The organism is Mucilaginibacter sp. P25, from assembly GCF_050859465.1.
Lineage (GTDB): Bacteria > Bacteroidota > Bacteroidia > Sphingobacteriales > Sphingobacteriaceae > Mucilaginibacter > Mucilaginibacter gossypii.
Window position 1 is genome coordinate 4,271,702 of record NZ_CP193937.1, and the last position, 25,926, is coordinate 4,297,627.

Below are 25,926 nucleotides of genomic sequence, written 5' to 3' on the forward strand. Positions count from 1 at the left end.
GAATCACGGTTCATTATTCTTGTACCAATATAAAGTCTATCTGTTTTTTGGTCAGATCAACCTGTTTTACCTTAATCTTTACTTCATCGCCCAGTTGGTAAATTTTCTTTTTACGCTGACCGATGATGGCGTAATTTTTCTCGTCCAAAGTATAAAAATCGTCCGAGATATCGCGCAGGCGGATCATACCCTCGCATTTGTTTTCAATGATTTCTACATACATACCCCATTCGGTAACCCCCGATATGATGCCCATAAAGGTATTACCAACCTGGTCGCGAAGATACTCAGCTTGTTTGTATTTTACTGAAGAACGCTCTGCATCGGCTGCTTTTTTCTCCATTAAAGAACTGTGCGAACAGAGCTTTTCATAAAACTCGGCATTGGCCGATTGTCCGCCATTTAAATAATGAAACAGCAACCGGTGTACCATGACATCAGGATAACGGCGAATTGGCGAGGTGAAGTGCGTATAATGATCAAAAGCCAAACCGTAGTGAGCACTGCTTTTGGTAGTGTAAATAGCTTTGGCCATGGAGCGGATAGCCAGATGGGTTAGCACGTTCTGTTCTTTTTTCCCTCTACGTCTTCCATCAGGTAATTGAGGGATTTTGCTGTTTCCTTGTCAGATTTTGTATTGATTTTATAACCAAACCTGGCTGCAAACTGGGCAAAATTGGCCAGCGCATCGGGCTTGGGCGAATCATGCACACGATAAACAAAAGTGTATTTGTGTTTGCCTTTGCCCATTTTGCTCACCCGCTCGGCCACTTTGCGATTAGCCAGCAACATAAAATCTTCGATTAGTTTATGGGCGTCTTTGCGCTCTTTTACATAAACGCCTGTTGGTTTGCCGTTTTCATCCAGTTTAAACTTAACTTCGGTAGTTTCGAAACTGATAGCGCCGTTTTTAAATTTACGGTCGCGAAGCTTATAAGCCAGTGCGTTGAGCTTGAATATTTCTTCCTTAAAATCACCTTTTCCCGTCTCTATTACTTCCTGTACTTCTTCATAGGTAAAGCGTCTGTCGGAGTAGATGATGGTTTTACCGTACCATTCGGTAATGATATTGGCATTTTCATCCATTTCGAACACTGCAGAAAAACAAAGCTTTTCTTCTTTTGGCCTGAGCGAGCAAAGACCGTTTGATAATCTTTCGGGCAGCATCGGGATAACCCTGTCCACAAGGTAAACAGAGGTAGCCCTGTCTAAAGCCTCTTTATCCAAAGCTGAATCAGGGGTAATGTAATGCGATACATCCGCAATGTGAACACCAACTTCGTAGTTGCCATTATCCAGCACGCGATAGGACAGGGCATCGTCAAAGTCTTTGGCGTCAAATGGGTCGATGGTGAAGGTTGTGATGTTTCGGAAATCACGGCGTTTGGCAATTTCTTCGGGCGTGATCACGTCCGGAATTTCTTCAGCATCATGCTCAACCTCGGCAGGAAATGATAGCGGAAAACCATATTCGGCCAGGATGGCGTTCATCTCCGTATCGTTTTCACCTTGGGCTCCTAAGATATGTTTGATCCTTCCGATAGGGTTTTTAGCTTCTGTTGGCCAGTCGGTGATTTCGGCTACAGCTTTGATGCCATTTTTAGCCCCGTTAAGCTCGCTAATGGGGATGAAAATATCGTGCATCATCTTACGATCATCAGGAATAAAAAACGCGTATCGTTCTGAGAGTTTAACAATGCCCGTAAACTCCATTTTGGCACGCTGCAGAATTTCGATAACCTCGCCTTCTTTGTGCTTGCCTTTACTTTTGGCGTATACATAAACTTTCACACGGTCGCCGTTAAGAGCGGTGCGAAGCTTACGCGGAGCGATGAAAATATCGCTTTCAAACTCGTCATCGGTAACGATAAAGGCCGAACCATCGTTGGTGAGGTCAACTACGCCTTCAATAAAGGTTTTAAGTTCAAGCAGCTGGAATTTGCCCGGAGCGATTTCTTTTAATACCGATTTTTTAACCTCGTCTTTTAAGATGTCGTAGATGATCTCGCGCGATTCGGGGTCACGGACGTTTAATTTAGCAGAAACCTGTTTATAGTTGAGTGGCGTATTGCCGTTTTGTTCAAATATATCAAGTACCATTTGGGTAAGTACCTGGTGTATAGAAGAGTTGTTTTTCTTGCGTTTAGACATAGAATAGTATTTGCATCAAAGATACAGAATTTTGGGGTGTGGGAATGATGGTATTCAAATGCTTAAATAGACATCAAGAGTGCCTACGAGCGATATGGATCAAGTAATTTTAAATCCGAAATTTTTGAAAAATCGCTGATGTTCCTTGTTATTAAAGTCAGCTTGTTGACTATCGCTGTCGCTGCAATTATTGCATCGGGGAGTTTTACACGATAATTTTTTCTGATTTCAATTGATTTTAGAATCACTGGCTCATTGAAATCAAATATGTGTGATATATTTATAAAATCGGTTAAAAGTTTTAATTGGCTATCAGTAGCTTTGGGCCAGGCTAAAAGTTCAATGCGCGAAATTACGGAAAGCTGAAAATTTGTATTATCTAAAAGCTGGTTTGATTTTTCTGGTAATTTGCTTTCGAGATAATCGATAATTGCGTTTGTGTCAATTAAATATCCCTCTTCCACTCGTCTCTGATGTTTTTTACGTGATTTTGGAAATCGATGTATTGTTCATCGGATAATTTTAGCTTGCCTCTAAAATCAGATGGCTTTTTGCCTTCTATCTGTTTTTCTTCCTGTAACTCATCCACAGCATACAAAAGCACTTCTATCTGTTTCCCTACATAGTCCTGTGGAATATGAATAGAAATATCCTGTTGTTCCGGTGTCACTTTCGTGCGTATCATTTTTTTAATGGTTAAATAAAAAAAGTGCTTTTAACAAATTTAAACATTTAGATTGGATATTTATGCAGCCTGATCAACCCGGTATTGAAGCAATCAGCCTTTTGGTGTATTCTTCTTTTGGGCGATAATAAATATCGTCGGGATAGCCGGTTTCCACTATCTCGCCTTTGTTCATCACCATCATCCGGTCGGAGATATGTTTAATCACGGCCAAATCATGCGAAATAAAGATATAGGTCAATTTAAGTTCGTCCTGAAGTTCGCGAATGAGGTTTAATACTTGGGCCTGAACCGATACATCAAGCGCGGAAACTGATTCATCGCAAATGATAAATCTAGGCTGGAGCGCCAAAGCCCGGGCAATAACAATCCGCTGCCGTTGTCCACCCGAAAACTCATGCGGATAACGGTCAAAGTGCGCGGGCAGCAGGTTAACCCGTTCAAGTAGTTCCAGCACTTTTCGTTTGCGGGTTGTATCATTGCTGTAAAACTGATGTACCTGCAATGGCTCCATAAGTGATTGGCCAACGGTAAGCTTAGGATTTAATGATGAGTATGGATCCTGAAAAATGATCTGGATATCTTTTCTGATCTGCCTCAACTCATTTTTTTAAGTTCACGAAGATCAGTACCATCAAAAGAGACCTTCCCCGAAGTAGGTTCTATCAACCTTAAAATACTTCGCCCCAAAGTGGTTTTTCCACAGCCTGATTCGCCGACGAGGCCTAAGGTTTCGCCTGGGTATACATCAAAGCTTACATTGTTCACTGCTTTTACAACATGATCTTTTCGTTTGAAAAGCCCCGTATCTGTAGGGAACCAGGTATTTAATTTATCTGCCCTTAACAAAGGCTGCTGTTCATATAGTTTACGCTTTCTTTCGGCGATTTCGGTGTCCGGGTAATGATATAATTCCCTGATGCTTTCTATAGTTACTGCGGGCCTGGCCCCATCCAGAAAATCGGCCACAACAGGGAGTTTTTTCAAATGCTGCTGCGGGGAAGGACGGCAGGCCAGCAATCCTTTAGTATAAGGGTGCCGGGGATTTGCGAATAGATCTTTTACCGCGGCTTCCTCTATAATTTCGCCTTTGTACATCACCAAAACCCGGTCGGCAATCTCTTTGATCACACCCAAATCATGCGATATAAAGATCAGGCTCATATGCCTTTCAGCTTTAAGCTTGTGCAGCAGCTCAATGATTGTTTTTTGCACGGTAACGTCAAGTGCAGTGGTGGGCTCATCGGCAATCAAAATCTCCGGGTTGCAGGCCAAAGCCATCGCTATCATTACCCGTTGTTTTTGTCCGCCCGAAATCTGGTGAGGATAGCTGTTGAATATGGCTTCGGGCCGCGGTAATTGTACTTCTTTAAACAGCTCAATGGTTTTTTGTTTAGCCTCCGCTTTACTTGATCCCAAATGCAACCTGATAGCTTCCGTAAGCTGAAAGCCACAAGTAAGTACCGGGTTAAGCGAGGTCATTGGCTCCTGGAAAATCATGGCTACCTGGTTGCCGCGCACACGCCGCATTTCATCTTCCGATAATTTACACAGGCATACACCATTTAAAAGCACAGAGCCATCTATTAGGGCCTGATCTTCATTAAGCAAACGCATCAGGGCAAGGGAGGTAACAGATTTGCCCGAGCCGGATTCGCCGACAATGCCAATGGTTTCACCTTTGTTAAGTGTAAAAGAAATTCCCTTTACCGCTGTGAACTGGTTTTTACCATTCTTAAAACTAACCGACAGATCACTGACTTTAAGCATTATTAGCCTACAATGGTTATAAATTCGTCTGCTATCAGTTCTTCGCCGCGGTAACGTCTTAATAGTTGTGCTGTAGCTATCACATCTTTTTGGCAATAAGCGCAAATGCGCTCCAACTGGTTTTCATTCCAGTATACGCGGCCTACATCGCTGCCATCTATATCGTCTTTTGAGGTTGGGATATTAAAAATTGTGGTAAGCAGGTTTAAGGAAGTGTAATGTTTGTGATCGCCAAACTTCCATAATTCCATGGTATCTAAATGGACAATCTCCCAGGGCTTTTTACCCGCTATTTGCAGCTGCGGCGGAATTGATATGCCGTTTACCAGTAAACGGCGGCAGAGGTACGGGAAGTCAAATTCCTTGCCATTATGAGCACATAAAATAAGGTTGGGCGGTTGACTGACCAACAGGTTGCAGAATTTGGTAAGCAATTCTTTTTCATCATGTGATGCAAAAGATTTTACCCTCAAGCCAATGTTTTTCCCGGCAATAAAGATCCCGGCCGAAATGCAAACTATTTTACCAAACTCGGCCCAGATGCCGGCGCGCTCATAATGAATGTCAGCAGGTTCATCTTTGCGTTGATGCCGGGTTTTTAGTTCCCATAAAACCTGCAGATTTTCGGGCAGTTGTTCGTGGGTGCTGTACTGCGGCACCGTTTCGATATCAATTACCAATAAATTATGCAGATCGTACTGTTCAAGCATCCGGTTAAAAATTATTGAGCCAATATAATGATAAAGTTAGTAGATGGTTGCTGCGGACATTTAGTTTACAGAAAAATTAAAATCGATAAGTTGTGTTTTTTATTTCTTCAATACTTCAAACGCTATGCTGATAGTATTGCCGTTGCCATCAACCAACGTAAGAATATGTCTGCCCGGAGGTGGGTTTAAAGCCACCTGGTGAAAATCTTTGGTCTCGCCAACGTACTGATCATCCAGGTGCCAAAAAATCTTCATACCTGGCTGGCGGTGTGCTGCGTTGCAAATCATGCGGCCACGGGTGCCGTCTGCTTCAAGGGGCACGTATATTTTAGCACCGTTTTTAGGGTAGATGACTTCCATTGTATTTCCATTGTCGGCCTGGATACAATCCGGGCGAAAGGGAGGAGTACATGATATTGATAGTTTCTGGCTTTGTAATAATATTCCATAGATGGCGGCAACACAAACCAGCTTTTATTGAGGATGTTATCCGGCGGCTCACAATTACCGTTTACCTGCCATTTGGCATCGGCAGATAAATGCACCAATTGATGGTAAGGACAAACAGGGGCTTTCAGGCCGCTTTTGGGTACATATTGCTCATCTGCATCCTGGCAGTATTGCCCGGCCCGGTAGCCGCTTTGTTTGCACACATTTATTTTCACCATTTCGCCCATTGGCATTTCAAACCAATCGCGCGATACGGGCAATAGCCTGAAGATTTCAAACAGGGCAGGTGCAGCTGTGTTAATGCCCGTTAAGCCCGGCCGGCCCTCGCCATCGGTATTGCCAACCCAAACGCCAACAACATATTTAGGAGTAACCCCAATTGCCCATCCATCGCGAAAGCCAAAGCTTGTACCGGTTTTCCAGGCCACCCGCTGGCTCGAGCTAAATTGCTGCCATAGCATTTCCTCGCCCGGCCGCATCACTTCCTCCATGGCTTGGAAAGTGTAATAAACAGAAGCCGCATCCAATAACCCAGACTTTTCAAGTTCAGGTTTGGCTGTAGCCTTCTTTTCATAAACAGGATTATGAAAATCAGCAGGATCATACTTGCCATTGTTTTTGTTGTAATGATTAAGTACGCGCGCCATATCGGCATAAGCGCCGCTTAATTCCCAAAGTGTGTTTTCACCCCCGCCCAATATTAACGACAGTCCATAGTGATCGGCAGGTTTGGTTAAAGTGGTGATGCCTGCTTTATGCAAAAAATCATAAAAACGCTCATATTTGTATTGCTGCAGCATTTTAACCGCCGGTACATTCAGCGAACGGGATAAGGCGCGTGATGCGGGGACAGCACCATCATAACCCAGATCGAAGTTTTCCGGATGGTAACCCGCGATCATGGTAGGTACGTCGGGCATCAGGCTATTGGGCAATATCAGTCCGTCGTGCAACATTGCCGCGTATAACAGCGGCTTCAGGGTACTTCCGGGGCTTCGCGGGGCATCTATCACATCAACATCGCTCTCCATTTGCGGGTCCTCCCGGTGGGATATGTTACCGGCATATGCAAGTGTTGCACCTGTTTCAACATCAAGTACAATGGCGGCAATATTGTTGATGTCGTTAGCCTTTAGTAAACTATGATGCTGCTCCAGGATATCGTTTACCTGTTGCTGAAGCGACGACTTGATGCTGCTTGTAATGCGGGTATCTCCCTCTGGCTTAGCCTGATGATCGGTTTTAAAACGTTGCAGCAGGTGTGGAGCAAGTTGAGGAAGGGCCACCGGTCTGTCGGGCACAGGCTCGAGCCGGGCGAGGGCTGTAGTTGTACTATCAATGATACCTGCCTTATGCAATTTATCCAATAATGAATTCCGTTTGCGGAGCAGTATGGCCCTGTTCCTGCCAGGGTGTACCAGGGATGGCGAGTTAGGCAAAACAGCCATAGCCGCCATTTCGCCCCAGGAAAGTTTATCCGGGCTGCGGCCAAAATATCGCCAGGAGGCAGCATCCAACCCAATGACATTGGTGCCGAAGGGGGCGTTACTGGTATATAACGCTAAAATTTCGCTTTTGCTATGGGATATTTCAAGGCGCATTGCCATGAAAATCTCTTTCAGTTTATTCCAGATATTGCGTTTATGCCTGGTAGCCAGCCTGATCACCTGCATAGTAAGGGTACTGCCGCCGCTGCTTACCTTTTTCGAGCTCAGGTTTTGCTTGATGGCCCGGCTAAAAGCAACAATATCAAAGCCGGGGTGGTGCTCAAAGCGTTTATCCTCAAAAGTGATAATACATTGTTTGAATTTTTCAGGTACTGTGGGATTATAAGGAAAGCGCCATTGGCCATCATTTGCTATGGATGCACCGAGTAACTGGCCCCGATCATCGTCAATTACGTAGGAGGTGGGACTATTAAATAAAGGATTGGGCAAACAAAACCAAAATATCAGGGTTAAAACAAACAAAAAGAAAAGTGATACTATAACTTTAGGCTTTTTTAAATAACTTTTAGCTCGTTTTAGCGCAAATTGCATTACTAAATATAAAAATATTAAGCCAGTTCAGGTTTATACAACTATAATTGTGGCAAAAATCTACCAGGCAATAATACAATAAATGACGATACAAAAATTATCAATTATTATTCCGGCTTACAACGAAGGTAAAACCATCCATTTAATTTTGGATAAAATTAAAGAGGTAAACCTTATCAACTATATTGAAAAAGAAGTGATCATTGTAAATGATTGCTCAAAGGATGATACAGAAGCAGCTATTTATAAATATAAACTTGCCAACCCCGAAGTTAACATTCAATACTTTAAGCACGAAGTAAACAAAGGTAAGGGAGCAGCTTTACATACAGGTATAGCAAAAGCTACAGGCGATTACCTGATCATCCAGGATGCCGACCTTGAATATGATCCGGCTGAATACAACGATCTGTTAAAGCCCGTAGTAGCGGGTTTTGCTGATGTGGTTTATGGTTCCAGGTTTATGGGAAGCAACCCTCACCGTATCCTGTTTTTTTGGCATACCATTGGCAACAGATGGCTTACTTTTGCTTCAAACATGTTTTCCAATCTTAACCTTACTGATATGGAAACATGTTATAAACTGTTCAATACCAAAGTTATCCAATCCATAAAGCTCACTGAAAAGCGTTTTGGCTTTGAGCCCGAGGTTACCCAAAAAATCTCGAGGGTACACCGCATCAGGATCTATGAGGTAGGCATTTCCTATTATGGCCGTACTTATGAGGAAGGCAAAAAGATAGGATGGAAGGATGGGGTTAGGGCTATTTACTGCATCCTTAAATATGGATTGTTTAAATCAAAGTAAGAGTTTTTCTATAGCAGTAGCTTTCATAAACCGTATTTCTTCTTCACTGAAATTATCAGCAAGAACTTGAATGACGAAAGCCGTTTTTTAGAGTGGCCCAATCCATTTTAAATTGCACACAGTAGATGCAATGTGACGCGTCTCAATATACAAATCAACGTGTTAAACAGGTTCTAAAATGTTTGACATTCAAAAAATAGTTGTCATCAAAACTAAAATCAATGTTTTACTGCTTCCGTTGTACTTTTTCCCAAACCGCGCTTTGCTTGGTACTAAAATAGCGGATAATGCCCGCCAGCACTGCATAGTTCATAACACAAAAATAATAGGGAATGAAAAGAACTTTTATACGGAGCTGCCGCTTTTCCATTATCAGCCCAAGCAAGGCCAGCAAATAAAACAATATCTGCGCCAATAATAATCCTTGCATAGCTGTTTCTCCAGGTTTAAGAGCCAGCACAACGTTTAAAATAAACGATAATATAAGCAGGAACGGTGTAATGGTCCATCTTAAAACCCGGTGACTGATATACTGAAACGATAAAATTGGGTAGGGGAAAGGATTGAATAATTTTTTTAGCCTTAAAATAGATTGCATTCCGCCGGCAGCTATCCTCACTTTTCGTTTTAACTCTTCCGACACATTTTCCGACGCCGTTTCGGTAGCGTATGCTTCAGGTTCATAAACAATGCGGTAGCCTTTAGCAGCTATCAGCATCGAGATCATAAAATCGTCAAGCACAGTATCCGCTTCAACAGGCTGATATAGTGAGCGGCGCACACTAAACAGTTCGCCTGCCGCACCCACAACCGAATATAGTTCCGAATCCCATTTTTTCAGGGCCGATTCATATTTCCAGTAGAACCCTTCACCAGCCGCACTGGCATCTGCGTTCTCATCAATATGTACCCGTTTTTCGCCCGCAACGGCGCCAACTGTTGCATCGCTGTAATGCCTGCAGATCTTGATCAATGCATCTTTATTTAAAAATGTATTGGCATCGGTAAATACAACCGCGTCTGTATCAACATAGTTCATGGCACGATGTACCGCGGCTATTTTGCCGGCGCGCTGTGGCTGGTGCAGCAATTGTATCTGCGGGTACCTGGCAACAATAGCGGGTGTTTTATCCGATGACCCGTCGGTTACGAAAAGCAGTTTTAGTTTTCCTTCGGGATAATTAAGCAGGAGGCTGTTGCTGATCTTTTGCTCAATAAAATATTCTTCGTTGTAAGCGGCTATCACCAAAGTACAGGTAGGAAGTTCATCCAGGTTTTCTGAAGGAAGAGCTTTCCGGCCTTTAAAAGCCCTTTTGATCCTGATGATCAGGTACAGAAAAATCCCATACCCGGCAAAAGTGTAAAAAACAATAAAAAGGCTTATGGCTAAAATTATTTTCATGTTATGGTGTTAATGGGGTATCCTAAATTGCTGCTGTTTTTTGAGTGGGTAAAATTCCACCATACTGCTTTAAAAAGCATCGGAATAAAGTCGTATTGTTTTTCTTTGACGTAGTTAACCAGGTTACGGGGTACCACAATCAGCAGAAAATAAAAATAAAATAATACTTTTTTAAGCGGCGGGGCATTCCGGCGGATAAAAAGGATCCTGTTCCGGTTCATGAAGTATTCTTTTAGTTTGCTTTTTTTGCCTACCGAAACAGATTCTTTATGGTAAATAAGCGCATCGGTACAAACCCAGGCTTTAAAACCTGCTCTTATGATGTGTTCGCACCAGTCAACCTCTTCATAGTAAAGAAAAAGTTTTCGCTCATCATGCCCGCCTTTTCAATAGCTTCTTTCCTGATCATCATGGCTGCTCCGTGGCAGTAGGCTGTAGGCGCAGTTATATTATCAAACTGACCTTCGTCCTTTTGCTTTAAGCCTATCACGCTATTTCGGCAGGTGTAATAGTTCATAGGTGTGTAGCCCGCATATTGTATTAATTGTTTATCACTGAAATACTTGATCTTGGGCGACAGCATTCCTACGGCGGTGTTACTATCCATTACCTCAACCAGTTTTTCAACTAAACCCGGGGTAAACTCGGTATCATTGTTCACCATAAAAATATAATCGCCGGTTGCTACCGTAAGCCCGAGGTTATTTCCACCGGCAAAACCAAGGTTAACATCTGAGCGGATAAATATTATTTCGGGGAATTTTATTCTCCAGCCTGGAACCGGATCTATCTTACTTGCATTATCAACAACAATTATTTCTATATTACTATAAGTACTTGTATTTTTAATTGATAATAACATTTCCTCGGTAACGGATGGCTGATTAAAACTTACAGTAACAACAGAAACTTTTTTCATCTAAAAGGGGTTATTATCGATATTGCTTTTTACGGCTAATATTAGTAAAAGTTAACCAATTATATCACTATATTCCTTTGAATAATAACCAACCAAATAATGATGAGTCACTGCTTACCATAAAAGCAGATGAGCTTATACAATTGCTGAAAAAGGGGAATGTTGATAAAGAACTTGTTAAAGCCATACAGCAAAAAATTAATAATGCTATTGAAAGTAATTCGAACCAGCAAAAATTTGATGCCTTTAGCGGGTTAGATCAGGAGCAAAGCCGGCTTGATATGGTAACAAACCTGGAATTTTTACTTACCCAACACCAGGTTGATAGCCGGGAATCGAAGAAATACCTGCTGCATGAAAGAATAAAACATATAGTTTTGGTAGCGATTGCGGTTACCATGATCATACTTGGTTTAGCCATGATCATCATGCCTGCACCGCCATATTTTGAAATGTTTACCATTTTTTATTTTTCAAAGGACGACGGTATAACTTTAATGGATGTTATATCGGTGTTAATAGTATTATCGGGTGTATATTTGTTTATAAATGCCCTACTCCGAAAAATTAACGCCTGAACTCACTAATATGCCGAAACGTCCAAAAATACTCCTGGTTGATGATAGCCCGCTGATTTTGATGGTTATAGGCCAGGCTTTGGAAAAAGAGGGTTTTATTAGCCGCAAGGCAGGTAATGTAAAGGAAGCTATGACGGTGCTTGAAAATGAGATCCCCGATTTGATTTTGTCTGATTATCAAATGCCCGGTACAGATGGTTTTGCATTCAGGCAGCATTTAATGACTGTACCTGAGTATAAAAATATCCCCTTTATGTTTTTAACATCGGTTACCGATCACGCTCACATGATAGCGGGGATCAGTCTTGATGCTATTGACTACATTGATAAGGATACACCCATTGTGGTCATTATCTCAAAGATCAATAATTTTTTGAACAGCATCCGCGAACGCCACGAACACACGATCAGGGAGCTGAGCAGCGCCGCAATAGCCTTAAATTTGTATTCCGTTCCGCAGGAAATACCCCGTATTAATGGCTTTGAAATAGATTTCTGGCATAAATCGTTTGAGAATTACCCGGGCGGAGATTTTATTGATGTGCTAACTATAAATAACAGGTATACTTTTATTATCCTGGGCGATGTGATGGGCAAAAAATGGGGAGCATGGTTTTTTTCATTCGGCTATCTGAGCTATATAAGGGCAGCTGTAAGGATATGTGTTTCGGAAGGGGACGTATCAACCAAAAGTATCATGCAAAAAATCAACTCGGTAATTTACCATGACCCGGTTGTGAGCGACGTGCTGTCGACACTTTCACTTGTCAGGATCGATCCGGAGAATGAAACGCTAAGTTATACCGGCGCGGGCGACTTGCCGCTGTTGTATTTTAGCTCCAGGGAAAATAAACTTAACAGGATTAACTCATCAGGCTTGTTGCTGGGGATTAGTAAAGAGGGCGGCTTTGATGAACATTTATTTACCATGCAGCCTGGTGATCAGTTGATCATGATAACAGATGGATTGATAGATAAAGAGACACCGGCAGGAAAGAAAACCGATCTGAACAGTTTTATTGATGAGATTGAAAAATATCTTGGTAAAACCAATTCATTTGCAACCTTAAAACACGATGGCTTTTTGAACGAAAAAGCGAGAGAACAAATTGATGACTGCAGTTTAATATTTATTCAAAAAAACAGCTAAATGATATTACAAACACATCTGCTTAATAATGCATTAATTGCGGATATCCTGCTTAAAGAGGCGAATTTGGGAAATGCTGAACAATTTAAGTCGGAACTGATGAGCCTGATCAATAAAGGAAATAAGTATGTTATTGTAAACTTTGAACAGGTAATATATGTTGACAGTTCTTTTTTGGGCGCATTGGTATCGGCTCTTAAACTGGCCATGAACAGCGGGGGAGACATTGCCGTAGTTGGCTTAAATAATGATATCAGGTCATTGTTTCAATTGGTGCGGCTTGATAAGGTGTTCAGGATCTATACAAATACACAGGAGGCTTTAACCGGGGCATAAACGAATTTACTACCTTGAAAAAATTTGTTTTTAACAATGAAACCGAAGGTATTTATCCTTTAACTGTCCAGATCATTAACTATATCCAAAACATGGCAAAAGATATAGTTGATGACGACGCCGGCTTCAGGATAAAAACCATCCTGATTGAACTGCTTACCAACTCGCTCAAGCACATGGGGGATGATGTTACCAGGATCGGGATTGATCTGAAAAATAACAAATTATATATAAGTAAACAGGATAAGGGAAGGCCGCTGCAAATTAATACCAGGCAGGCATTGTTAACCTGGCCGTTAACGCACAGCAAATTTACCCCAAATGAAATTGCCATCTATGGTGATGACTTCGGTACATTAAAAGGACGGGTGAAAAACAGTAACCAATTAGAGTTTTTTACCGAAGACCTTGATGTACGGTATGTTAACAAGGAAACCATTATGGGGTTAAATGAACATTATGGCCTGATGATCATCGCACGTGCCAGCGATGCGTTTAACTACAAACATAAACCTGATACAGGCGTAAATACATTTACTTCGATAATTGAACTTAAACAGCGTTAGGCATCATTGCATAATTTCTGAAGGCCTTTGTTAATGGGTCAAGGGGATGTTATATAAGTAGCCGAATTACAACCACCAGGGAAACAACTTTCGGCAAAGTAATTATATTATTGGGCAATTAATTATCACTCTCGTTTTCGCTATTTCACAGCTGTCTGTTCGTTTACCGGTTCTGTAGGAGCATTATCGTGCGGCGTATGAATAAACTTTTTGTTTGCCCCTTTTAACTTAAACAGCAGTAAAAACATGGTGAAAAATATAAGCGGCAGTTTAAGCATGGCTTCTAAAAGTTTTCTATTATAAAACGATGTTGGTATGGCAACTACGATACCAAGGTAACAAGCCACTGTTGCCCCGAGCCACAAATGCCAGTGCGGGCCTATGCCCGGAGTGAAAAAAGAGATCAATAGCATAAAAGGCATCAGGCCAAGCATTAATACGCGCGGCAGGATAGCCATCTGATAAATCTCATTCACGTAGTCAAAATTGCCGCGGAAAAATTGGGCCGGCGCGGTAGCTCCATACTTTTTAAGCAAGTTAAACTGAGCCGAAAGCCAGCGCTTACGCTGCTTTTCAAACACTGCGGGATTACTCACTTTTTCATCGTAGATATACGCTTTTTCTGCATAAGCAACATGGATCTTATCACGGGTCAATAATAAGCCCATTTCCTTGTCAAACCCGCCTACGGCATCAATACGCGACATTACATTTACAAACAGGTTGTACTCCAAGGCCATACCCGAACCTATAATGGCTGCCGAAAAATTAAACAACTGCTGCGATTTTCTGAAAATATGATTGTTAACTTCTTCGCTTACAGCATCAAGTATTGCTACCTGCGTGTTTGAGTTTTTTGCTACCCTATGGCCCTGCACCACCCGGTGACCTGCTTGTAAATAGTTGTTGATCTGGTATAGGTAATCGGGCGCGGCAATGTTATCAATGTCAAAAACAACCGCGGCATCAAATCCAACCGCCGTGTTTTCAATGGCTTTGTTCAGCGCTTTTGATTTGGTGCTGGTTTCAAAAACCACCTCTACTACCTGCAAAGGCATCTGCTTTAATTTAACAATGGTTTCAGGTTTCATGGAGTCGGCTATCACACAAACCGTGAACATATCTTCAGGGTAATCGATAGTTAGTGCCGCCGCCGCCGAGTTTAGAATAATTTCATCTTCTTTATAAGCGCAGATATAAACTATAAATTTACTGAGCGCAGTGGCTGTGGCCGGCTGTTTGATGGGGATTAATTTTCCGAGTACCGAAAATACAAACAGGTACAGGCTATATACACCAAGGTATATAAACAGCAAAATGGCGATTAGGGATGCTATGAATTTAATGATTTCCATGTGTTTTATTGCTAAACCCTGTTTGTATTAATTAGCAGCAGGTTGTATTATTAAAAATTAACTTTTCCGTTTATTGTTCAAATTTGTTGCCAGCAAACTTTTGATCTCTGTTATACGGTGCTCCCATGTATTTTGTGCGGCTATTTTTAATCTTTTTTGTTGTAAAAAAGGAGTGTCGTTTAACGATAAATTAAGGGCAGCAGAAAATTCATCAACATTTTTGCAGATATATACGCTGTCGCCGGTAAACTCTTCTAAATCTTCGTTAAAATCGGTGATCACTACCGGCCGGCCCGAGCCCAGGTATTCAAATAACTTAAGCGGAAAAATGGAACTGCTTACGTCATCTTTTTTGAAGGGGATAATAGCAACATCAAATCCCTTAAGCACGGCAGGCAACTGCTCATAGGGTACTGCTCCTTTTTTGAAAATATTAGGCGCATTAAAAGCGGGGTTGTTTTCATAATCTTTACCAACCGGCCCTACAAATACAAAGTTTTTATCGGGATTTTGTTCGAGTAGCTGCGTTAACAAATTATAATCAATACGCCGCTCAATATTGCCGAAATAGCCGATTATCGGTTTAGGGATATCAGAAAGGATATCTGCTACAGGCAACGCCGGATCCAGCGCTTTTTGACTATGGCCGATGTCGGCTGCATTTGGTACGAAGTAAGAGTTAGGGTTAAGTTTTGCTTTTGCATTGCGTAACTCTTTACTGGTGCTGATCACCAGATCCATATCTTTCACCAATATATCTTCGGATATAAGGCCGTGACGAATTTGGTATTCCTCAATAAGTGGATCAACGCAATGATAAACTTTTAATAACGGTTTCAATTTTAACAACCGATGCAAGCTTGGATAGTAAAACGCATAGGAGTTGATAAAGATGTAGTCCTTTATTTTAAGGCTCTTAATAATCTTATTGAGCCTGGCCGCTACAATTCGTTCGTTCACTTTCACGGCCAGCCGATAGACAGCTCCTTCGGGCAACGAATTAATCGACGGTACCGGAGGCGTAATAATGATCTTTAAATTAGGGATCTCTGTTTGGATAAAACTATTTTGAGGAGAAAAGAAGTGCGGTTTGCGTGCCTTATAGCCCGGCGTATTTTTAAACTGGATATAATCTTTCCAGGTATAGGGCCTGTCAACATAATACACGTAGTTATCTATGGCCAAATGTTTGGCCATAGTATAGTTTGTTGATTCGAGGCGGCTATCAAACTGCATTTGCGAAAATATTACGATATGCCGGTTTTTAAGCTCCATATAAATTGCTTATTCAGTTAGTCGTTTTCCTTTTATTTTGCCCATCACAACACCTATAAACTCTTTTAATTCGATGTAGCCTAAAACAAAGATGTCGGATATTTTAAACTGAAGATGTTTTTTTAATGCCCAGTAACCAAATATAGCACCGGTAGCAAAGGTAAAGATAGAAGCAACTGCTACCGCATACAAGTTGTGGAAAATGAGAATTCCCGTAAAATCGCCTATTATGTTAACAGTTAGCATCAGGAACACTTTGATCATGTTAAGATGGGGTTTGTTGATGATATCAAGCGTTATACCGAAAAACCTGTCGATAGGCAGCAGCATTACGTAACACATAAAAATCCTAAAGATATTGCCTGCATCAGAATGCTGGTATTTAGCGCCAAATAGCAGCCCGATAATAAGGTCGGCAGCAACGAAACAGATAACAGCGATAGGGGTAAGCGCTATGGTAAGCATGCCCGCATATTTTTTCATGATATAGGTGACATATTTTTGATCGCCCCGCTGTACAGCCGCCGACATTACCGGCAATGCAGTAGAAATGAAAGCCCTTAGCGGGATTTCAAAAATCTCCATAAGCCGTTGCGGAATGTAATAAACAGCCAACAGATCGGGGCTGAACATAGGCTTTACGATAAATGTATCAGAGCTCCTGAGCAGGTATGAACTTATAGATGTGCCTACACTGTATTTACCAAAATGGGCCATTTGTTTTATTGTAGCCCAGTTTTTGTGTGCTATGGTTTTTACCTTAGCCCAGCCTGTAGTAATGCAAATAACGCTGCTTAACAGGTTAGCTGTAAAGTAACAATATATAGTTGTTTCAAAATTTGATTTGCCTGCAACGGCAACGCCAACCACCAGCGCCAGAAAACCTCCCTGGTTCATTAATTGCAGCGTGAACATTTTATCAAAGCGTTCTTCGGCCTGGAGCGTCCAAAGGCTCACTGCCGAGGGGAGTGTGCAGAAATAAATGAAGCTAAACCATTTAAGCGTAATACCTATATCAGCATCCGGATTTGTGTAAATAAGATAGATCAGGAGATTTACGACGGCAAATGCGCAGGTGACCATAAAACCCAGGTACCAGGCAGAGCCTGATATGTTTTTCATTTTTTCGGGTGTAGAGCCTGAATAAAATTTTATGACCGATGTTTGCAGAAAACCCGTACGAAAGGTATCGGCCAGCGTAAATACAATCTGGAAAAACACATAGTTGCCAAAGGCGGGTTTACTTAAGCGGCGGGCCAGCAGTGATAGTATCACCATTCCCAAAACCGGCAATACGGCGTTGGTTGCCAGTGAAAGCGTGTGTTTGTTTATTAATTTTTTAAATAAACTCATGTATCATGTTTTACGCTTTCTCCCACAATTGTGTTGTAAAATTATATTGTTTTATTACTTTGGCGGGGTTGCCAACTGCTACCGAATAAGGCGGGATATCCCTCGTAACCACACTGCCAGCCCCAATAACCGAATGTTTACCAATGGTTACACCGGCGGTTACCACACAATTAGCACCTATCCAAACATTATCATCAATAGTAATTTGTTGGGTGGTTACTTTTTGATGGCGTGGCGGCATACTTACGTCCTGATAGCCATGATTAAGGCCGGATATTACAACATGCTGCGCTGTCATGCTGAAATTGCCTATTTTAACCGGGCCAATTATTACCGTACTGATGCCAACGCCTGATCCTTCCCCGATAAATACATCGCCAACGCCGTTATTGATCACAGCGAAGTCTTCCACAATACTTTTTGCGCCAAGTGAAAACTTGTTGAACGGAAAAAGGTCCATCCGTGCATTAAACCTTACTACACTGTTTTTACCCCGGTGATGGAAAAAGCGGTTAAGTATCAGCCTAACCCAAAGCCTTGGCCTCGACTGTCCGGGCGGAATAAGCATCCAGTGGACTAATTTTTTTAATTTGGGATTTGATTTTATGGATGATACAAATGACATCTGCTTAATTAATTAGTATTGTCCCTGTACTGTTTTTTTTAATTGCTCCTGCTCCTGGTTGTCAAGGCGCTTGCATACTACAAGGATGGATATGGCCAGGTAGAACAGGATGTTTGATGGGTATTGAACGATAGCCTGCTGCGGAAAGTTACCAATATTGAACGCGAACAAGATTAGCAACATAGCCAGGCAGTAGTTTTTAAGTTCGGGATTTTTGATACTGAAGTAAAAGTTTATTCCCGTTTTAAGCACCACAAAAAACAGCGTACAAAATAGGATGAGCCCAATCCAGCCCATTTCAACAGCTACGCGCACATAACCGCTGTCCGGAGGGAATTTGGCTAACATGGAGTTTGGTGAAAACTTACGGCCCCAAACGCCTACAGAACCTAAGCCGCCGCCAATAGGGTGGGAAAGGATATAAGGCTTGATCCTCTTTTGATTTTCAGCACGAACGTTGTAAGATGCGTCATCGGATGGGTTAAAAGCTGTTTGAAACCGCTTGATCAATGGGTTGGAGGTTGGCATTACTATCAAAATGCCGAGCATACCTCCTGCCACAAGCGTGAAAAATAAAACCCGTTTGTTGAAGTTTAAAACGGCCAGCATAGAAAGCGCTCCCGGTACCAATACATAGGCGGCCCTTGTACCGGAATAAAGCATAACATATAAAAAGAAAGCGGCGATAAAGCCCAGTAATGCTTTGCGTTTGACAGGTAATTTGCCCATAATGAGTACAATGCAGAGCAATGCGCCTATAACCATGTTGTATGAAAATGTTACAGGGTCCGAGAAGATGGCAAATTTACGCATATGCCCGTTGATGAACAACAAACTTACACGGAGCGGATCGGAATACAGGGATCGGCGCTCGAATGGAAAAAAGCCAATGTTTTCTTGTTGAAAAGCAGAGATTCCCGCCAGTATATCCAGCAATATCCAAAGTTTTAAAAGCGTTTTTATGAACTTTACCGTGCGGATCTGGTAAACAAAAACAAAGTACATCAGCATAATGAAACCCACAGTCCGAACGGTATAAATCCAGGCCAGCCGTGACGCGGCCGCAGGGTTTACAAATTCAAACATATTGTAGGCCAGCCACACCAGTATCATGTAGCTTATAGGATTTTTAAAATAGGTCCAGTTTTGTTCAGTGCGCTGTTTTATAAAAAAACCAAAGATAAGCAGATAGGTGGTTACATCCATCAACGTACCGATAGGTACTCCGCTTGGTAAAAATTCAGCAATGTAACTGATGAAAAATGCACCTGTGATAAGCGCGCAAATGCCGAATTCGGGATAAACGGTAATGGCAAATACAATGGGTAAACCCATTGTCATCACAAAAACAGCACCTACGCCTATAAATCCAAGCTTATAGGTTAAAAAACTTATCACAAGTGAGGTAATAACCAAAAAAACAGGGCAAACGGATGCGAAAACTTTTGAATCAAAAGCGCTTTCCAAAAGTTTTGCTTAATTTCAGTATTACCTGTTGGTTCATTGCGCATGAATTAGTAACTCTTTTTATAAATTTACAGGAACAAGATCTTCACAGCCCACACAAATACACTGATAAATGCAAATACTATAGCCGCTTTGCGTGTTTTTTTGAAGCGGACTTAAATCTTCAAATGGATCCTTTTGGGGTTTGGGAGGGTCAATTCTCATTTTAAGTAACATTAAGTATATGAACCAGGGTTGCGTGCTTCGTTTAATTAAGAGTGTTTTTCTTTTTTCTGATCGTATTCGGTTTTATTGAGTACCCAGCCGGCAAACTTGTTTTCAAGCCCTTTCAAATAGGTTATGTGCTGTTTCTGAATATTATTTATTTTCCTGTTGGCTTCAAATACAGCTATTGTTTTATTTGCAAATAATAACCATTCTTTGGATTTATTAAGCGCGGTAAGCGGGGCAGTATCAATGATTACTATATCGTATTTAGTCCGCAGCTCGTCAAATTTGCTCTTAACAAAGGCTTCGCTGCCAATTTCAAGCAGGGTTACGTCACCTCCGCGGTTGCCTAAAACAGTAGTGTTTGAGCTGCTGAGTTCGGATTTGCCAAATTGGCTGTTTTTAAAATAATCTTCAAGGTATACTTGCGGCTGAGCGGTATTACTTATCGTGGCGTTATTGAAGTTACCGTCAATTAACAGCACTCTTTTATTGATCATGGAGTAAGAGTATGCCAGGCTTATCGCCAGCAGTGTTTTACCTTCGCCAGGCTCGATGCTTGTTATGGCTAAAATTTTTTCACCTTTTAATTCCTGATCAATTTCAAACCGTATAGAGCGCAACAACTCTTTAAAGGTCTTCATTTTTTCACGGTGCTCCACATCCCACAGTTTGCGCAGATCGAGATTTTCACCGCTGATCTTGTTCAGATAGCCTAATAACGGTAGCTGGGTTTTATTAACCAGTTCGGTAGGGCTTTTAATGGTATCATCGATGTAAAATAATACGAACAGCCAAAAGAGACAGGCAAATAAACTGCCCATGCCGCTTAATATAATAAGCAGCATTTTTTTTGAAGGCTGGGCTACATCAGGCTGGGCCATCTCAATCTGGACCAGTTTTATTGAAATGCTTGAACGCAGGTTAGTTTCATTGTATTTGTTCAATACATCCAGGTATTCTTTACCTGCAATATCAATATCAAAATAAAGGGTTTTTACTTTCGCATCAAACGGAACCAGGCGGGAGAATTTAGCATTAAGATTTGTGAGCTCATCATTTATTGATTTAACGCTGTATTTAGCCAGATCGCGAGAAATCTCAAGACCAAGCTTTTGTTTAACCTGATCCTCTTTGCTCACAAGCGGATTGGTAATGTATTTATCAGATGTTAAGTTGATCTGATTTGAGAGCTGTTGCTGTAACGAATCAAGAGATTCTTTATACTTATTATTAAACCCGCTGCGTACATATTGATCTTCCAGTATATGCAATTGGTCCTGAGTGGAAATGATAGCCTGGTTGTATTTGTTGGTTATCGATTCAACATATTTCCTTTCATCGGGTGAGAACTTTTGGACGATAGCATCAATGGCGCCCTGATTGGATATTACATCCTTTTCGGCCTGCAATTTTCTGTCACTGTAAGTCATGATCTGGCTAAAAATCGCTTTGGACTGCTCATCCAGGTTCAATACACCGTTTTGAATTTTATATTGCTGTAATTCGCTGGTTTTTTCACTCAGCGCCTTACGTTTGGTATCTAACAGATTTGATAAAAAGTTTACTGCATTTGATTCATTTTGCTTTACGCTTTGGGTATAATAGTCTATAAACTGTTTGCATAATGTATTTACTACAAACGCCGAAAGCTGAGGGTTTTCTGAATTAAAACTTACAGAAATAAAATCACTGCTTTCTTCACGGTAAATTAGCAGGTCTTTTACTATGTTACGCTCATCGTATTTCATTGACCTGAGCAACCCAATAAGTGAGTTCTCGTTTTTATCATAAACAGATAACGGCTGGAGGGTAGCAAATTTCTTTTTAAAAATCGCTAATACGTTATCCTTTTCATAAGGCCGCAATTCAAGTAATTCCTTACTTTGTTTACGAAAGGGATAGGGATCGCTCAAGTCATGGATCATGAGCGAATAAGAAACCTGGTCAATAAGTTTCTTTAGCTTCATGATCGCCATGAGGTTACTGAATTCGCGATAAACTTGTTGCTCTTGTACGTTCGTCGTCGGATCTTGATCAAGAAGATGGCTGGACGCGTCAACTATGCCGGTGGCTATTTCCGCGTGCGACTGGTAATTATCAGGTAAGTTTTTTACCAGGAAAAAGAAGTGATTACTGCTACAAGCGGTATTATTATCAGTACAGTTCTGTATTTCTTTAGCAGATTGAAAAAATTGCCTATCTCCATCTTTTACTTAACGTCTTCTAATTTAGTACCCAATAATTCTTCAAGATTGGTCTTGGCTGTAAATGTCGATAATTCAGCTTGTACTTTAAAGGCGTTTTGGCTGTATAAGGTGGTAAGCTGTTCATTATAGATCTGAAAAGTTGTTTCGCCTTTTTGAAACGCGTATTTTAATTGCTTAACAGCACTTTCGGCATCAATTACGGCATTTGCCCTCAGCCTTAGTTCGGCCTGTGCTGCCAGATATGAAAAGTAATAGCGTTTTACCTGGGCTTCAAGGCTTAACATATACTCGGCCTGTTGAAATTCTGCCGCTTTGTAGATTTCTTTCGTTTGCCTGATAACTCCCGGCCTCGAAAACAGGTGTCCTAAATTTAGCGAAAGGCTTATTTGATAACCTTTAAATATGGTTGGCTGCGAAATGTTGATAGATGTTTGCGGACTATAAATGTAAGATGCAGTTAAACCATCGAGCCATGAAAACACGGCGGAGTTATAAACGGCTTTGGCTGCATTTACCTGGCTTTGACGGGATTTTACTTCGGGGTAGTTTTTTTTAGCAGTTGCTATAAGTTTTTCAAGAAAAGGATAGTTAATGTCACTTACAAATGAAGTTTGCTGCGCATGTGCGCGGGTGGTAAATAAAAGAGCAATTATAAAAATATAAATGGGCTTCAGTTTCAGGGGCATATAGTTATACTTTTTCTTTTTGGAATAATGCGGGTACTGTACCTGCAATAATTTTTAAATCTAACCAAATAGAATATTTCTGGGCATAAAAATTATCTAATTTTTTCCTTTCACGTTCAGACATGTCTTCCTTTCCGCGTTTGCTGATCTGCCATAGGCCCGTTAAACCGGCAGGACCAAGAAAACGCATCGACCATTCGTTAGAGGTAAGCATCTCGGCCTCATATAAAGGCAATGGCCTGTTACCAACTACCGACATATCGCCCCGTAGTATATTGAATAATTGCGGTAATTCATCAAGACTTGAATTGCGTAAGAAATTGCCCAGCTTAGTAATACGCGGATCATTCTTGATTTTCACAAAGGCAACTTTATTTTCGCCCCCTTCGGCGGCATATTGATTGTTTTCGGCAGATAACTTTGCCAGCAGTTGGTCGGCATCGGTACGCATCGATCTGAATTTATAAAAATCAAATACTTTATAGCCAGTACCTACGCGTTTGCTTTTGTAAAATACAGGTCCTTTTGAATCCAGCTTAATTAAAATAGCAACTATTAGCATAACAGGCGATAATACAAACATCATACCGCCCGAAATTACCAGATCGATAAGGCGCTTACCTGCCGGCATTTTATAAGTCGTATCAACTACTTTTGAAAGCTCAAGCAATTTGGGCTTTATCAGTTTAAAGCGCACCAAAAAGTTAAGCCTTTCGCGCAGGTCACTTATGGCAAACGGTTCGCCATAAAAATCATGAACCTTTAATTTAATGGCTTTTTGCCTTAGAGTTTTATCATTTTGTGATGAAAGAAGTACAATAATTAAACCACTAAGAAGAAAGCTTTGTTTAACTTCTTCAACCATTTTAATCCATTTGCCCTCAGTATCAACTTCAACCAAAATAATATCAGGAACGGATAAAATAGATTGCTCGCCTAAATAATCATTCAACTGGTCAATAGAGTTGTTGTAAGCAATTTTAAAGCCTTCATTTAGTCCAGCCGAAATCATTTCCTTAAACTCGGTGCCGGCATAGGCTATCCTGATATTAGAACCTGAACTTTCGTTCCAATCAGATGTTTGGTGATTCATAAACTTGTAAAACTTGATTAATAGCTGTTTTTAATGCAGTTGGGTTAAACGGCTTGTGAATGTAAGCATCAACCTTAAAGGGCATGTTGCTTACCTGGGCATCAAGATCATGGGCGGCCGATAGCAATATAACAGGTATTTCACGATAAAAGCCACTAATCTTTACGTTCTTAATAAAAGACTGGCCGTCAAAATAAGGCATTTGGAGGTCGGATATAATCAATTCGGGCATATTGCCGTCTTCGAGCCAGCTAAAAGCTTCGATGCCATTATTTTTAACTACAATATCATATTCTTTTGACAGAATGAAGTTGAGTAGTTTTAGGATACTCAAGTCATCATCAACTATAAGTAGCGTTCTTTTCATACTTAATTAATGGGGGTTATTTATAAAAGAGAAGCAAATGTTTTATTAATCAGTTTGTTGTATGTTATTATTATTTATTGTAAATGCTGATATGTAAAAAAATATAAATTTAATAAATGTTATTAATGAAAAGAAAATGGTTTATTAGCCGTTTTTAACTAACAGCTAAGTATAAAATAAATAGCCTTACAATTAACGCGTTTTGTTTTTCACTGCAATTGCATGCAAAAAACATTCCTCAAATAAAAAAACAGCCGAAATTAAAGGCTTAGTAGGCTTTTATACGGTTAATATATAAAATGGTTGTGAAAAATTGCGATATTAACGGAAAGTTAATAACCGTCGAGGAATTTATTCCCACGGCGGGTAGCTGTAATTCCCCAAAATGGGATTTAATTTTATACCGGGTATAGGTATTTATAGCGCTACTTTTCTATCACGGATAAAAAATTTCCGGCAGGGTCTTTAAACCAGGCTATTTTTGGACCCCCATTAAGAAAAAGGCCTTTTTTGTTTGTCTTAAAATTCTCCTGGTTATAAATCTCAAACTTAACGCCGCGCGCGCTGAGTTCATCAACTGTTTTTTCCACATCATCAACCGGGAAATTTAAAATGGTGAAGGTAGCCGGGGTATGGTTGGGTTTAGTATATATTAATATGGGGGTGCTCCCTGTAATATTAAGGTTAAGTAAGCCTTGCATTGCGGGTACATCACTTACATCTAACCCGAGTACATCAGCATAAAACGCCCTCGCTTTAGCTGTATCATCTACCGAAAATCCGCTGAATGCTTTGCTGTCTTTTAACATGATAGTTGACTTTATGTTATTGATACTACCTTGCTTTTTAATAATTTGTTTTGTAAAAGTGAGTTTAGCCTTCCAAAACTTCGGCCCGGAAACCTAACTCATTTAAAAAATTGATGAGCGAGTGAGCGCATAATGTGCCGCTATCGCACTGCACCCGCAAAATCCGGTCACAATCATCAAGATCGAAATTGGCTTTATGGTTGCCAAACGTGCTATGAATGGCATTCAAAAGCATATTAGCCTGGCGGCGTTTATTTACATTGGTTTTAAAAACTTCTACTATCATAAGCCTGTTTTGGTGTGTACCTAAAACCTTTGGTTGAACAATAGAAATGTTTGATTTTTTAGGGACGGTGATTGGTTCATCCGACCCTAAAAAATCAATAAATTATTATTTGGTGGCGTTAGGATTGTGTGTGATCATCCAGTTTATGCCAAACCTGTCGGTAAGCCAGCCAAAATAATCGCCCCAAAACTCATCATGCATAGGCGAAACAGCATTACCGCCTTCGGCTAAACCACTATACAGTTTGTCTGCCTCCTCTCTTGATTCGGCACTTATGGTGAGCGAGAAGTTATTACCCATAGTTACGAATGGCATACCTCCTTCACCAATTGCATCCGTACCCATGAGCATGCTGCCATTAGCAAGGGGTAGTGCAATATGCATAAGCTTATCCTGGTGTTTTTCGGGCGTATTGGCTGCCGCAGGTGAGTCTTTAAAACGCATAACCATTGCAAACTCACCGCCAAATACTGACTTGTAGTGATTAAAAGCTTCTTCGGTATTACCGTTAAAGTTTAAATAAGGATTAATAGCTAACATGATGTCATTGTTTTTATAGATTTATAATTGAGTGATTTTGTGAAAGTAAAATTAAGTCTTGTACCCTAACATAGGAGGGGGTATCAAGA

The 25,926-nt window shown here is 40.9% G+C and carries 27 protein-coding genes and 1 pseudogene; 5 read left to right on the top strand and 23 right to left on the bottom strand.

Translation table 11 applies throughout. The annotated features are described in order from the left end of the window. Positions 1-13 precede the first annotated feature (13 nt). From rnr to pbpC, 8 genes and pseudogenes are all read right to left on the bottom strand, one after another. Positions 14-2,151: pseudogene (gene rnr / locus ACRQ5D_RS21565) on the bottom strand (ribonuclease R). 83 nt (positions 2,152-2,234) lie between these two features. Next, positions 2,235-2,615 carry a type II toxin-antitoxin system VapC family toxin gene (locus tag ACRQ5D_RS21570; protein WP_176844451.1) on the bottom strand — a complete coding sequence of 127 codons (381 nt, stop codon included), beginning with the start codon at positions 2,613-2,615 and terminating at the stop codon, positions 2,235-2,237. Continuing rightward, complete coding sequence (locus tag ACRQ5D_RS21575; RefSeq protein ID WP_091167762.1) at positions 2,597-2,836, bottom strand: hypothetical protein; 240 nt, start codon at positions 2,834-2,836, stop codon at positions 2,597-2,599. The genes ACRQ5D_RS21570 and ACRQ5D_RS21575 overlap by 19 nt, the downstream gene beginning before the upstream one ends. Positions 2,837-2,909: 73 nt before the next feature. Next, positions 2,910-3,437 (bottom strand): ATP-binding cassette domain-containing protein, encoded by a 528-nt coding sequence (locus ACRQ5D_RS21580; protein ID WP_432326549.1) that lies wholly within the window; start codon positions 3,435-3,437, stop codon positions 2,910-2,912. Next, positions 3,434-4,606, bottom strand: a complete 1,173-nt coding sequence (locus tag ACRQ5D_RS21585; RefSeq protein ID WP_431200375.1) for an ATP-binding cassette domain-containing protein — start codon at positions 4,604-4,606, stop codon at positions 3,434-3,436. Before ACRQ5D_RS21585 ends, ACRQ5D_RS21580 begins: the two co-directional genes overlap by 4 nt. A 2-nt stretch (positions 4,607-4,608) precedes the next feature. Next, positions 4,609-5,316, bottom strand: coding sequence for a 3'-5' exonuclease (locus tag ACRQ5D_RS21590; RefSeq protein ID WP_091167756.1), 708 nt, complete (start codon positions 5,314-5,316; stop codon positions 4,609-4,611). Positions 5,317-5,415: 99 nt separating this feature from the next. After that, positions 5,416-5,676: a hypothetical protein gene (locus tag ACRQ5D_RS21595; RefSeq protein WP_431200376.1), complete on the bottom strand. Its 261-nt coding sequence runs from the start codon at positions 5,674-5,676 to the stop codon at positions 5,416-5,418. After that, positions 5,601-7,805, bottom strand: a complete 2,205-nt coding sequence (gene pbpC / locus ACRQ5D_RS21600) for a penicillin-binding protein 1C (protein WP_431200377.1) — start codon at positions 7,803-7,805, stop codon at positions 5,601-5,603. The genes ACRQ5D_RS21595 and pbpC overlap by 76 nt, the downstream gene beginning before the upstream one ends. A gap of 82 nt (positions 7,806-7,887) precedes the next feature. On the opposite strand from pbpC, the gene ACRQ5D_RS21605 reads away from it, so the two are divergent. Beyond that, the gene (locus tag ACRQ5D_RS21605) at positions 7,888-8,613 is read left to right on the top strand and encodes a glycosyltransferase family 2 protein (RefSeq protein ID WP_091167751.1); all 726 of its coding nucleotides are present in this window, start codon (positions 7,888-7,890) and stop codon (positions 8,611-8,613) included. Between the two features lie 226 nt (positions 8,614-8,839). Here the strand turns inward: ACRQ5D_RS21605 and ACRQ5D_RS21610 are convergent, their stop codons facing one another. The 3 genes from ACRQ5D_RS21610 to ACRQ5D_RS21620 all read right to left on the bottom strand — a co-directional run bounded on the left by ACRQ5D_RS21610 (position 8,840) and on the right by ACRQ5D_RS21620 (position 10,934). After that, the gene (locus ACRQ5D_RS21610; protein ID WP_091167748.1) at positions 8,840-10,015 is read right to left on the bottom strand and encodes a glycosyltransferase family 2 protein; all 1,176 of its coding nucleotides are present in this window, start codon (positions 10,013-10,015) and stop codon (positions 8,840-8,842) included. After that, positions 10,012-10,236 (bottom strand): hypothetical protein, encoded by a 225-nt coding sequence (locus tag ACRQ5D_RS21615; RefSeq protein ID WP_431200379.1) that lies wholly within the window; start codon positions 10,234-10,236, stop codon positions 10,012-10,014. Before ACRQ5D_RS21615 ends, ACRQ5D_RS21610 begins: the two co-directional genes overlap by 4 nt. 95 nt (positions 10,237-10,331) lie before the next feature. Beyond that, positions 10,332-10,934 carry a glycosyltransferase gene (locus tag ACRQ5D_RS21620; RefSeq protein ID WP_431200380.1) on the bottom strand — a complete coding sequence of 201 codons (603 nt, stop codon included), beginning with the start codon at positions 10,932-10,934 and terminating at the stop codon, positions 10,332-10,334. Between the two features lie 77 nt (positions 10,935-11,011). Between ACRQ5D_RS21620 and ACRQ5D_RS21625 the strand changes: the two genes are divergently transcribed. From ACRQ5D_RS21625 to ACRQ5D_RS21640, 4 genes are read left to right on the top strand one after another with little or no spacing between them, the layout of a single operon-like run. Next, entirely contained in the window at positions 11,012-11,512 is a 501-nt protein-coding gene (locus ACRQ5D_RS21625) for a hypothetical protein (protein WP_091167743.1), read from the top strand. 10 nt (positions 11,513-11,522) lie between these two features. Continuing rightward, complete coding sequence (locus ACRQ5D_RS21630) at positions 11,523-12,662, top strand: SpoIIE family protein phosphatase (RefSeq protein WP_432326553.1); 1,140 nt, start codon at positions 11,523-11,525, stop codon at positions 12,660-12,662. Beyond that, complete coding sequence (locus ACRQ5D_RS21635; protein ID WP_091167740.1) at positions 12,663-12,998, top strand: STAS domain-containing protein; 336 nt, start codon at positions 12,663-12,665, stop codon at positions 12,996-12,998. It abuts the gene before it with no gap. Positions 12,999-13,012: 14 nt separating this feature from the next. Beyond that, positions 13,013-13,564, top strand: a complete 552-nt coding sequence (locus tag ACRQ5D_RS21640; protein WP_091167736.1) for a sensor histidine kinase — start codon at positions 13,013-13,015, stop codon at positions 13,562-13,564. A gap of 140 nt (positions 13,565-13,704) precedes the next feature. Here the strand turns inward: ACRQ5D_RS21640 and ACRQ5D_RS21645 are convergent, their stop codons facing one another. From ACRQ5D_RS21645 to ACRQ5D_RS21700, 12 genes are all read right to left on the bottom strand, one after another. After that, positions 13,705-14,919, bottom strand: a complete 1,215-nt coding sequence (locus ACRQ5D_RS21645; protein WP_091167733.1) for a glycosyltransferase — start codon at positions 14,917-14,919, stop codon at positions 13,705-13,707. A gap of 57 nt (positions 14,920-14,976) precedes the next feature. Next, positions 14,977-16,194: a glycosyltransferase family protein gene (locus tag ACRQ5D_RS21650; RefSeq protein WP_091167730.1), complete on the bottom strand. Its 1,218-nt coding sequence runs from the start codon at positions 16,192-16,194 to the stop codon at positions 14,977-14,979. Between the two features lie 9 nt (positions 16,195-16,203). Further along, positions 16,204-17,547 carry a lipopolysaccharide biosynthesis protein gene (locus tag ACRQ5D_RS21655; RefSeq protein ID WP_091167727.1) on the bottom strand — a complete coding sequence of 448 codons (1,344 nt, stop codon included), beginning with the start codon at positions 17,545-17,547 and terminating at the stop codon, positions 16,204-16,206. 10 nt (positions 17,548-17,557) lie between these two features. Beyond that, on the bottom strand, positions 17,558-18,172 hold the full coding sequence (locus tag ACRQ5D_RS21660) for an acyltransferase (RefSeq protein ID WP_091167725.1): 615 nt from the start codon (positions 18,170-18,172) through the stop codon (positions 17,558-17,560). A 12-nt stretch (positions 18,173-18,184) separates the two neighbouring features. Continuing rightward, positions 18,185-19,570, bottom strand: a complete 1,386-nt coding sequence (locus tag ACRQ5D_RS21665; RefSeq protein WP_432326555.1) for an O-antigen ligase family protein — start codon at positions 19,568-19,570, stop codon at positions 18,185-18,187. 320 nt (positions 19,571-19,890) lie between these two features. Further along, positions 19,891-21,816 (bottom strand): exopolysaccharide transport family protein, encoded by a 1,926-nt coding sequence (locus ACRQ5D_RS21670; protein ID WP_431200381.1) that lies wholly within the window; start codon positions 21,814-21,816, stop codon positions 19,891-19,893. A gap of 242 nt (positions 21,817-22,058) precedes the next feature. After that, a complete protein-coding gene (locus ACRQ5D_RS21675; RefSeq protein WP_143020753.1) occupies positions 22,059-22,742 on the bottom strand; it encodes a TolC family protein in 684 nt (227 codons plus the stop codon). A gap of 4 nt (positions 22,743-22,746) precedes the next feature. Next, complete coding sequence (locus tag ACRQ5D_RS21680; RefSeq protein ID WP_091167718.1) at positions 22,747-23,835, bottom strand: sugar transferase; 1,089 nt, start codon at positions 23,833-23,835, stop codon at positions 22,747-22,749. Then, on the bottom strand, positions 23,816-24,202 hold the full coding sequence (locus ACRQ5D_RS21685; protein WP_090525064.1) for a response regulator: 387 nt from the start codon (positions 24,200-24,202) through the stop codon (positions 23,816-23,818). Before ACRQ5D_RS21685 ends, ACRQ5D_RS21680 begins: the two co-directional genes overlap by 20 nt. A gap of 425 nt (positions 24,203-24,627) precedes the next feature. Next, positions 24,628-25,011, bottom strand: coding sequence for a VOC family protein (locus ACRQ5D_RS21690; RefSeq protein WP_091167714.1), 384 nt, complete (start codon positions 25,009-25,011; stop codon positions 24,628-24,630). Between the two features lie 64 nt (positions 25,012-25,075). Then, positions 25,076-25,297, bottom strand: coding sequence for a hypothetical protein (locus ACRQ5D_RS21695; RefSeq protein ID WP_223266127.1), 222 nt, complete (start codon positions 25,295-25,297; stop codon positions 25,076-25,078). A 105-nt stretch (positions 25,298-25,402) separates the two neighbouring features. After that, a complete protein-coding gene (locus ACRQ5D_RS21700; RefSeq protein WP_091167712.1) occupies positions 25,403-25,837 on the bottom strand; it encodes a VOC family protein in 435 nt (144 codons plus the stop codon). Positions 25,838-25,926: the final 89 nt, after the last annotated feature.

Excerpts from the sequence above, each read along its gene's own strand:
- ACRQ5D_RS21575 (WP_091167762.1), bottom strand. The coding sequence starts at position 2,836 with ATGATACGCACGAAAGTGACACCGGAACAACAGGATATTTCTATTCAT.
- ACRQ5D_RS21585 (WP_431200375.1), bottom strand. The coding sequence starts at position 4,606 with ATGCTTAAAGTCAGTGATCTGTCGGTTAGTTTTAAGAATGGTAAAAAC.
- ACRQ5D_RS21590 (WP_091167756.1), bottom strand. The coding sequence starts at position 5,316 with ATGCTTGAACAGTACGATCTGCATAATTTATTGGTAATTGATATCGAA.
- ACRQ5D_RS21595 (WP_431200376.1), bottom strand. The coding sequence starts at position 5,676 with ATGGAAGTCATCTACCCTAAAAACGGTGCTAAAATATACGTGCCCCTT.
- pbpC (WP_431200377.1), bottom strand. The coding sequence starts at position 7,805 with ATGCAATTTGCGCTAAAACGAGCTAAAAGTTATTTAAAAAAGCCTAAA.
- ACRQ5D_RS21605 (WP_091167751.1), top strand. The coding sequence starts at position 7,888 with ATGACGATACAAAAATTATCAATTATTATTCCGGCTTACAACGAAGGT.
- ACRQ5D_RS21610 (WP_091167748.1), bottom strand. The coding sequence starts at position 10,015 with ATGAAAATAATTTTAGCCATAAGCCTTTTTATTGTTTTTTACACTTTT.
- ACRQ5D_RS21615 (WP_431200379.1), bottom strand. The coding sequence starts at position 10,236 with ATGAACCGGAACAGGATCCTTTTTATCCGCCGGAATGCCCCGCCGCTT.
- ACRQ5D_RS21620 (WP_431200380.1), bottom strand. The coding sequence starts at position 10,934 with ATGAAAAAAGTTTCTGTTGTTACTGTAAGTTTTAATCAGCCATCCGTT.
- ACRQ5D_RS21630 (WP_432326553.1), top strand. The coding sequence starts at position 11,523 with ATGCCGAAACGTCCAAAAATACTCCTGGTTGATGATAGCCCGCTGATT.
- ACRQ5D_RS21635 (WP_091167740.1), top strand. The coding sequence starts at position 12,663 with ATGATATTACAAACACATCTGCTTAATAATGCATTAATTGCGGATATC.
- ACRQ5D_RS21645 (WP_091167733.1), bottom strand. The coding sequence starts at position 14,919 with ATGGAAATCATTAAATTCATAGCATCCCTAATCGCCATTTTGCTGTTT.
- ACRQ5D_RS21650 (WP_091167730.1), bottom strand. The coding sequence starts at position 16,194 with ATGGAGCTTAAAAACCGGCATATCGTAATATTTTCGCAAATGCAGTTT.
- ACRQ5D_RS21655 (WP_091167727.1), bottom strand. The coding sequence starts at position 17,547 with ATGAGTTTATTTAAAAAATTAATAAACAAACACACGCTTTCACTGGCA.
- ACRQ5D_RS21660 (WP_091167725.1), bottom strand. The coding sequence starts at position 18,172 with ATGTCATTTGTATCATCCATAAAATCAAATCCCAAATTAAAAAAATTA.
- ACRQ5D_RS21670 (WP_431200381.1), bottom strand. The coding sequence starts at position 21,816 with ATGAAGCTAAAGAAACTTATTGACCAGGTTTCTTATTCGCTCATGATC.
- ACRQ5D_RS21675 (WP_143020753.1), bottom strand. The coding sequence starts at position 22,742 with ATGCCCCTGAAACTGAAGCCCATTTATATTTTTATAATTGCTCTTTTA.
- ACRQ5D_RS21680 (WP_091167718.1), bottom strand. The coding sequence starts at position 23,835 with ATGAATCACCAAACATCTGATTGGAACGAAAGTTCAGGTTCTAATATC.
- ACRQ5D_RS21685 (WP_090525064.1), bottom strand. The coding sequence starts at position 24,202 with ATGAAAAGAACGCTACTTATAGTTGATGATGACTTGAGTATCCTAAAA.
- ACRQ5D_RS21690 (WP_091167714.1), bottom strand. The coding sequence starts at position 25,011 with ATGTTAAAAGACAGCAAAGCATTCAGCGGATTTTCGGTAGATGATACA.
- ACRQ5D_RS21695 (WP_223266127.1), bottom strand. The coding sequence starts at position 25,297 with ATGATAGTAGAAGTTTTTAAAACCAATGTAAATAAACGCCGCCAGGCT.
- ACRQ5D_RS21700 (WP_091167712.1), bottom strand. The coding sequence starts at position 25,837 with ATGTTAGCTATTAATCCTTATTTAAACTTTAACGGTAATACCGAAGAA.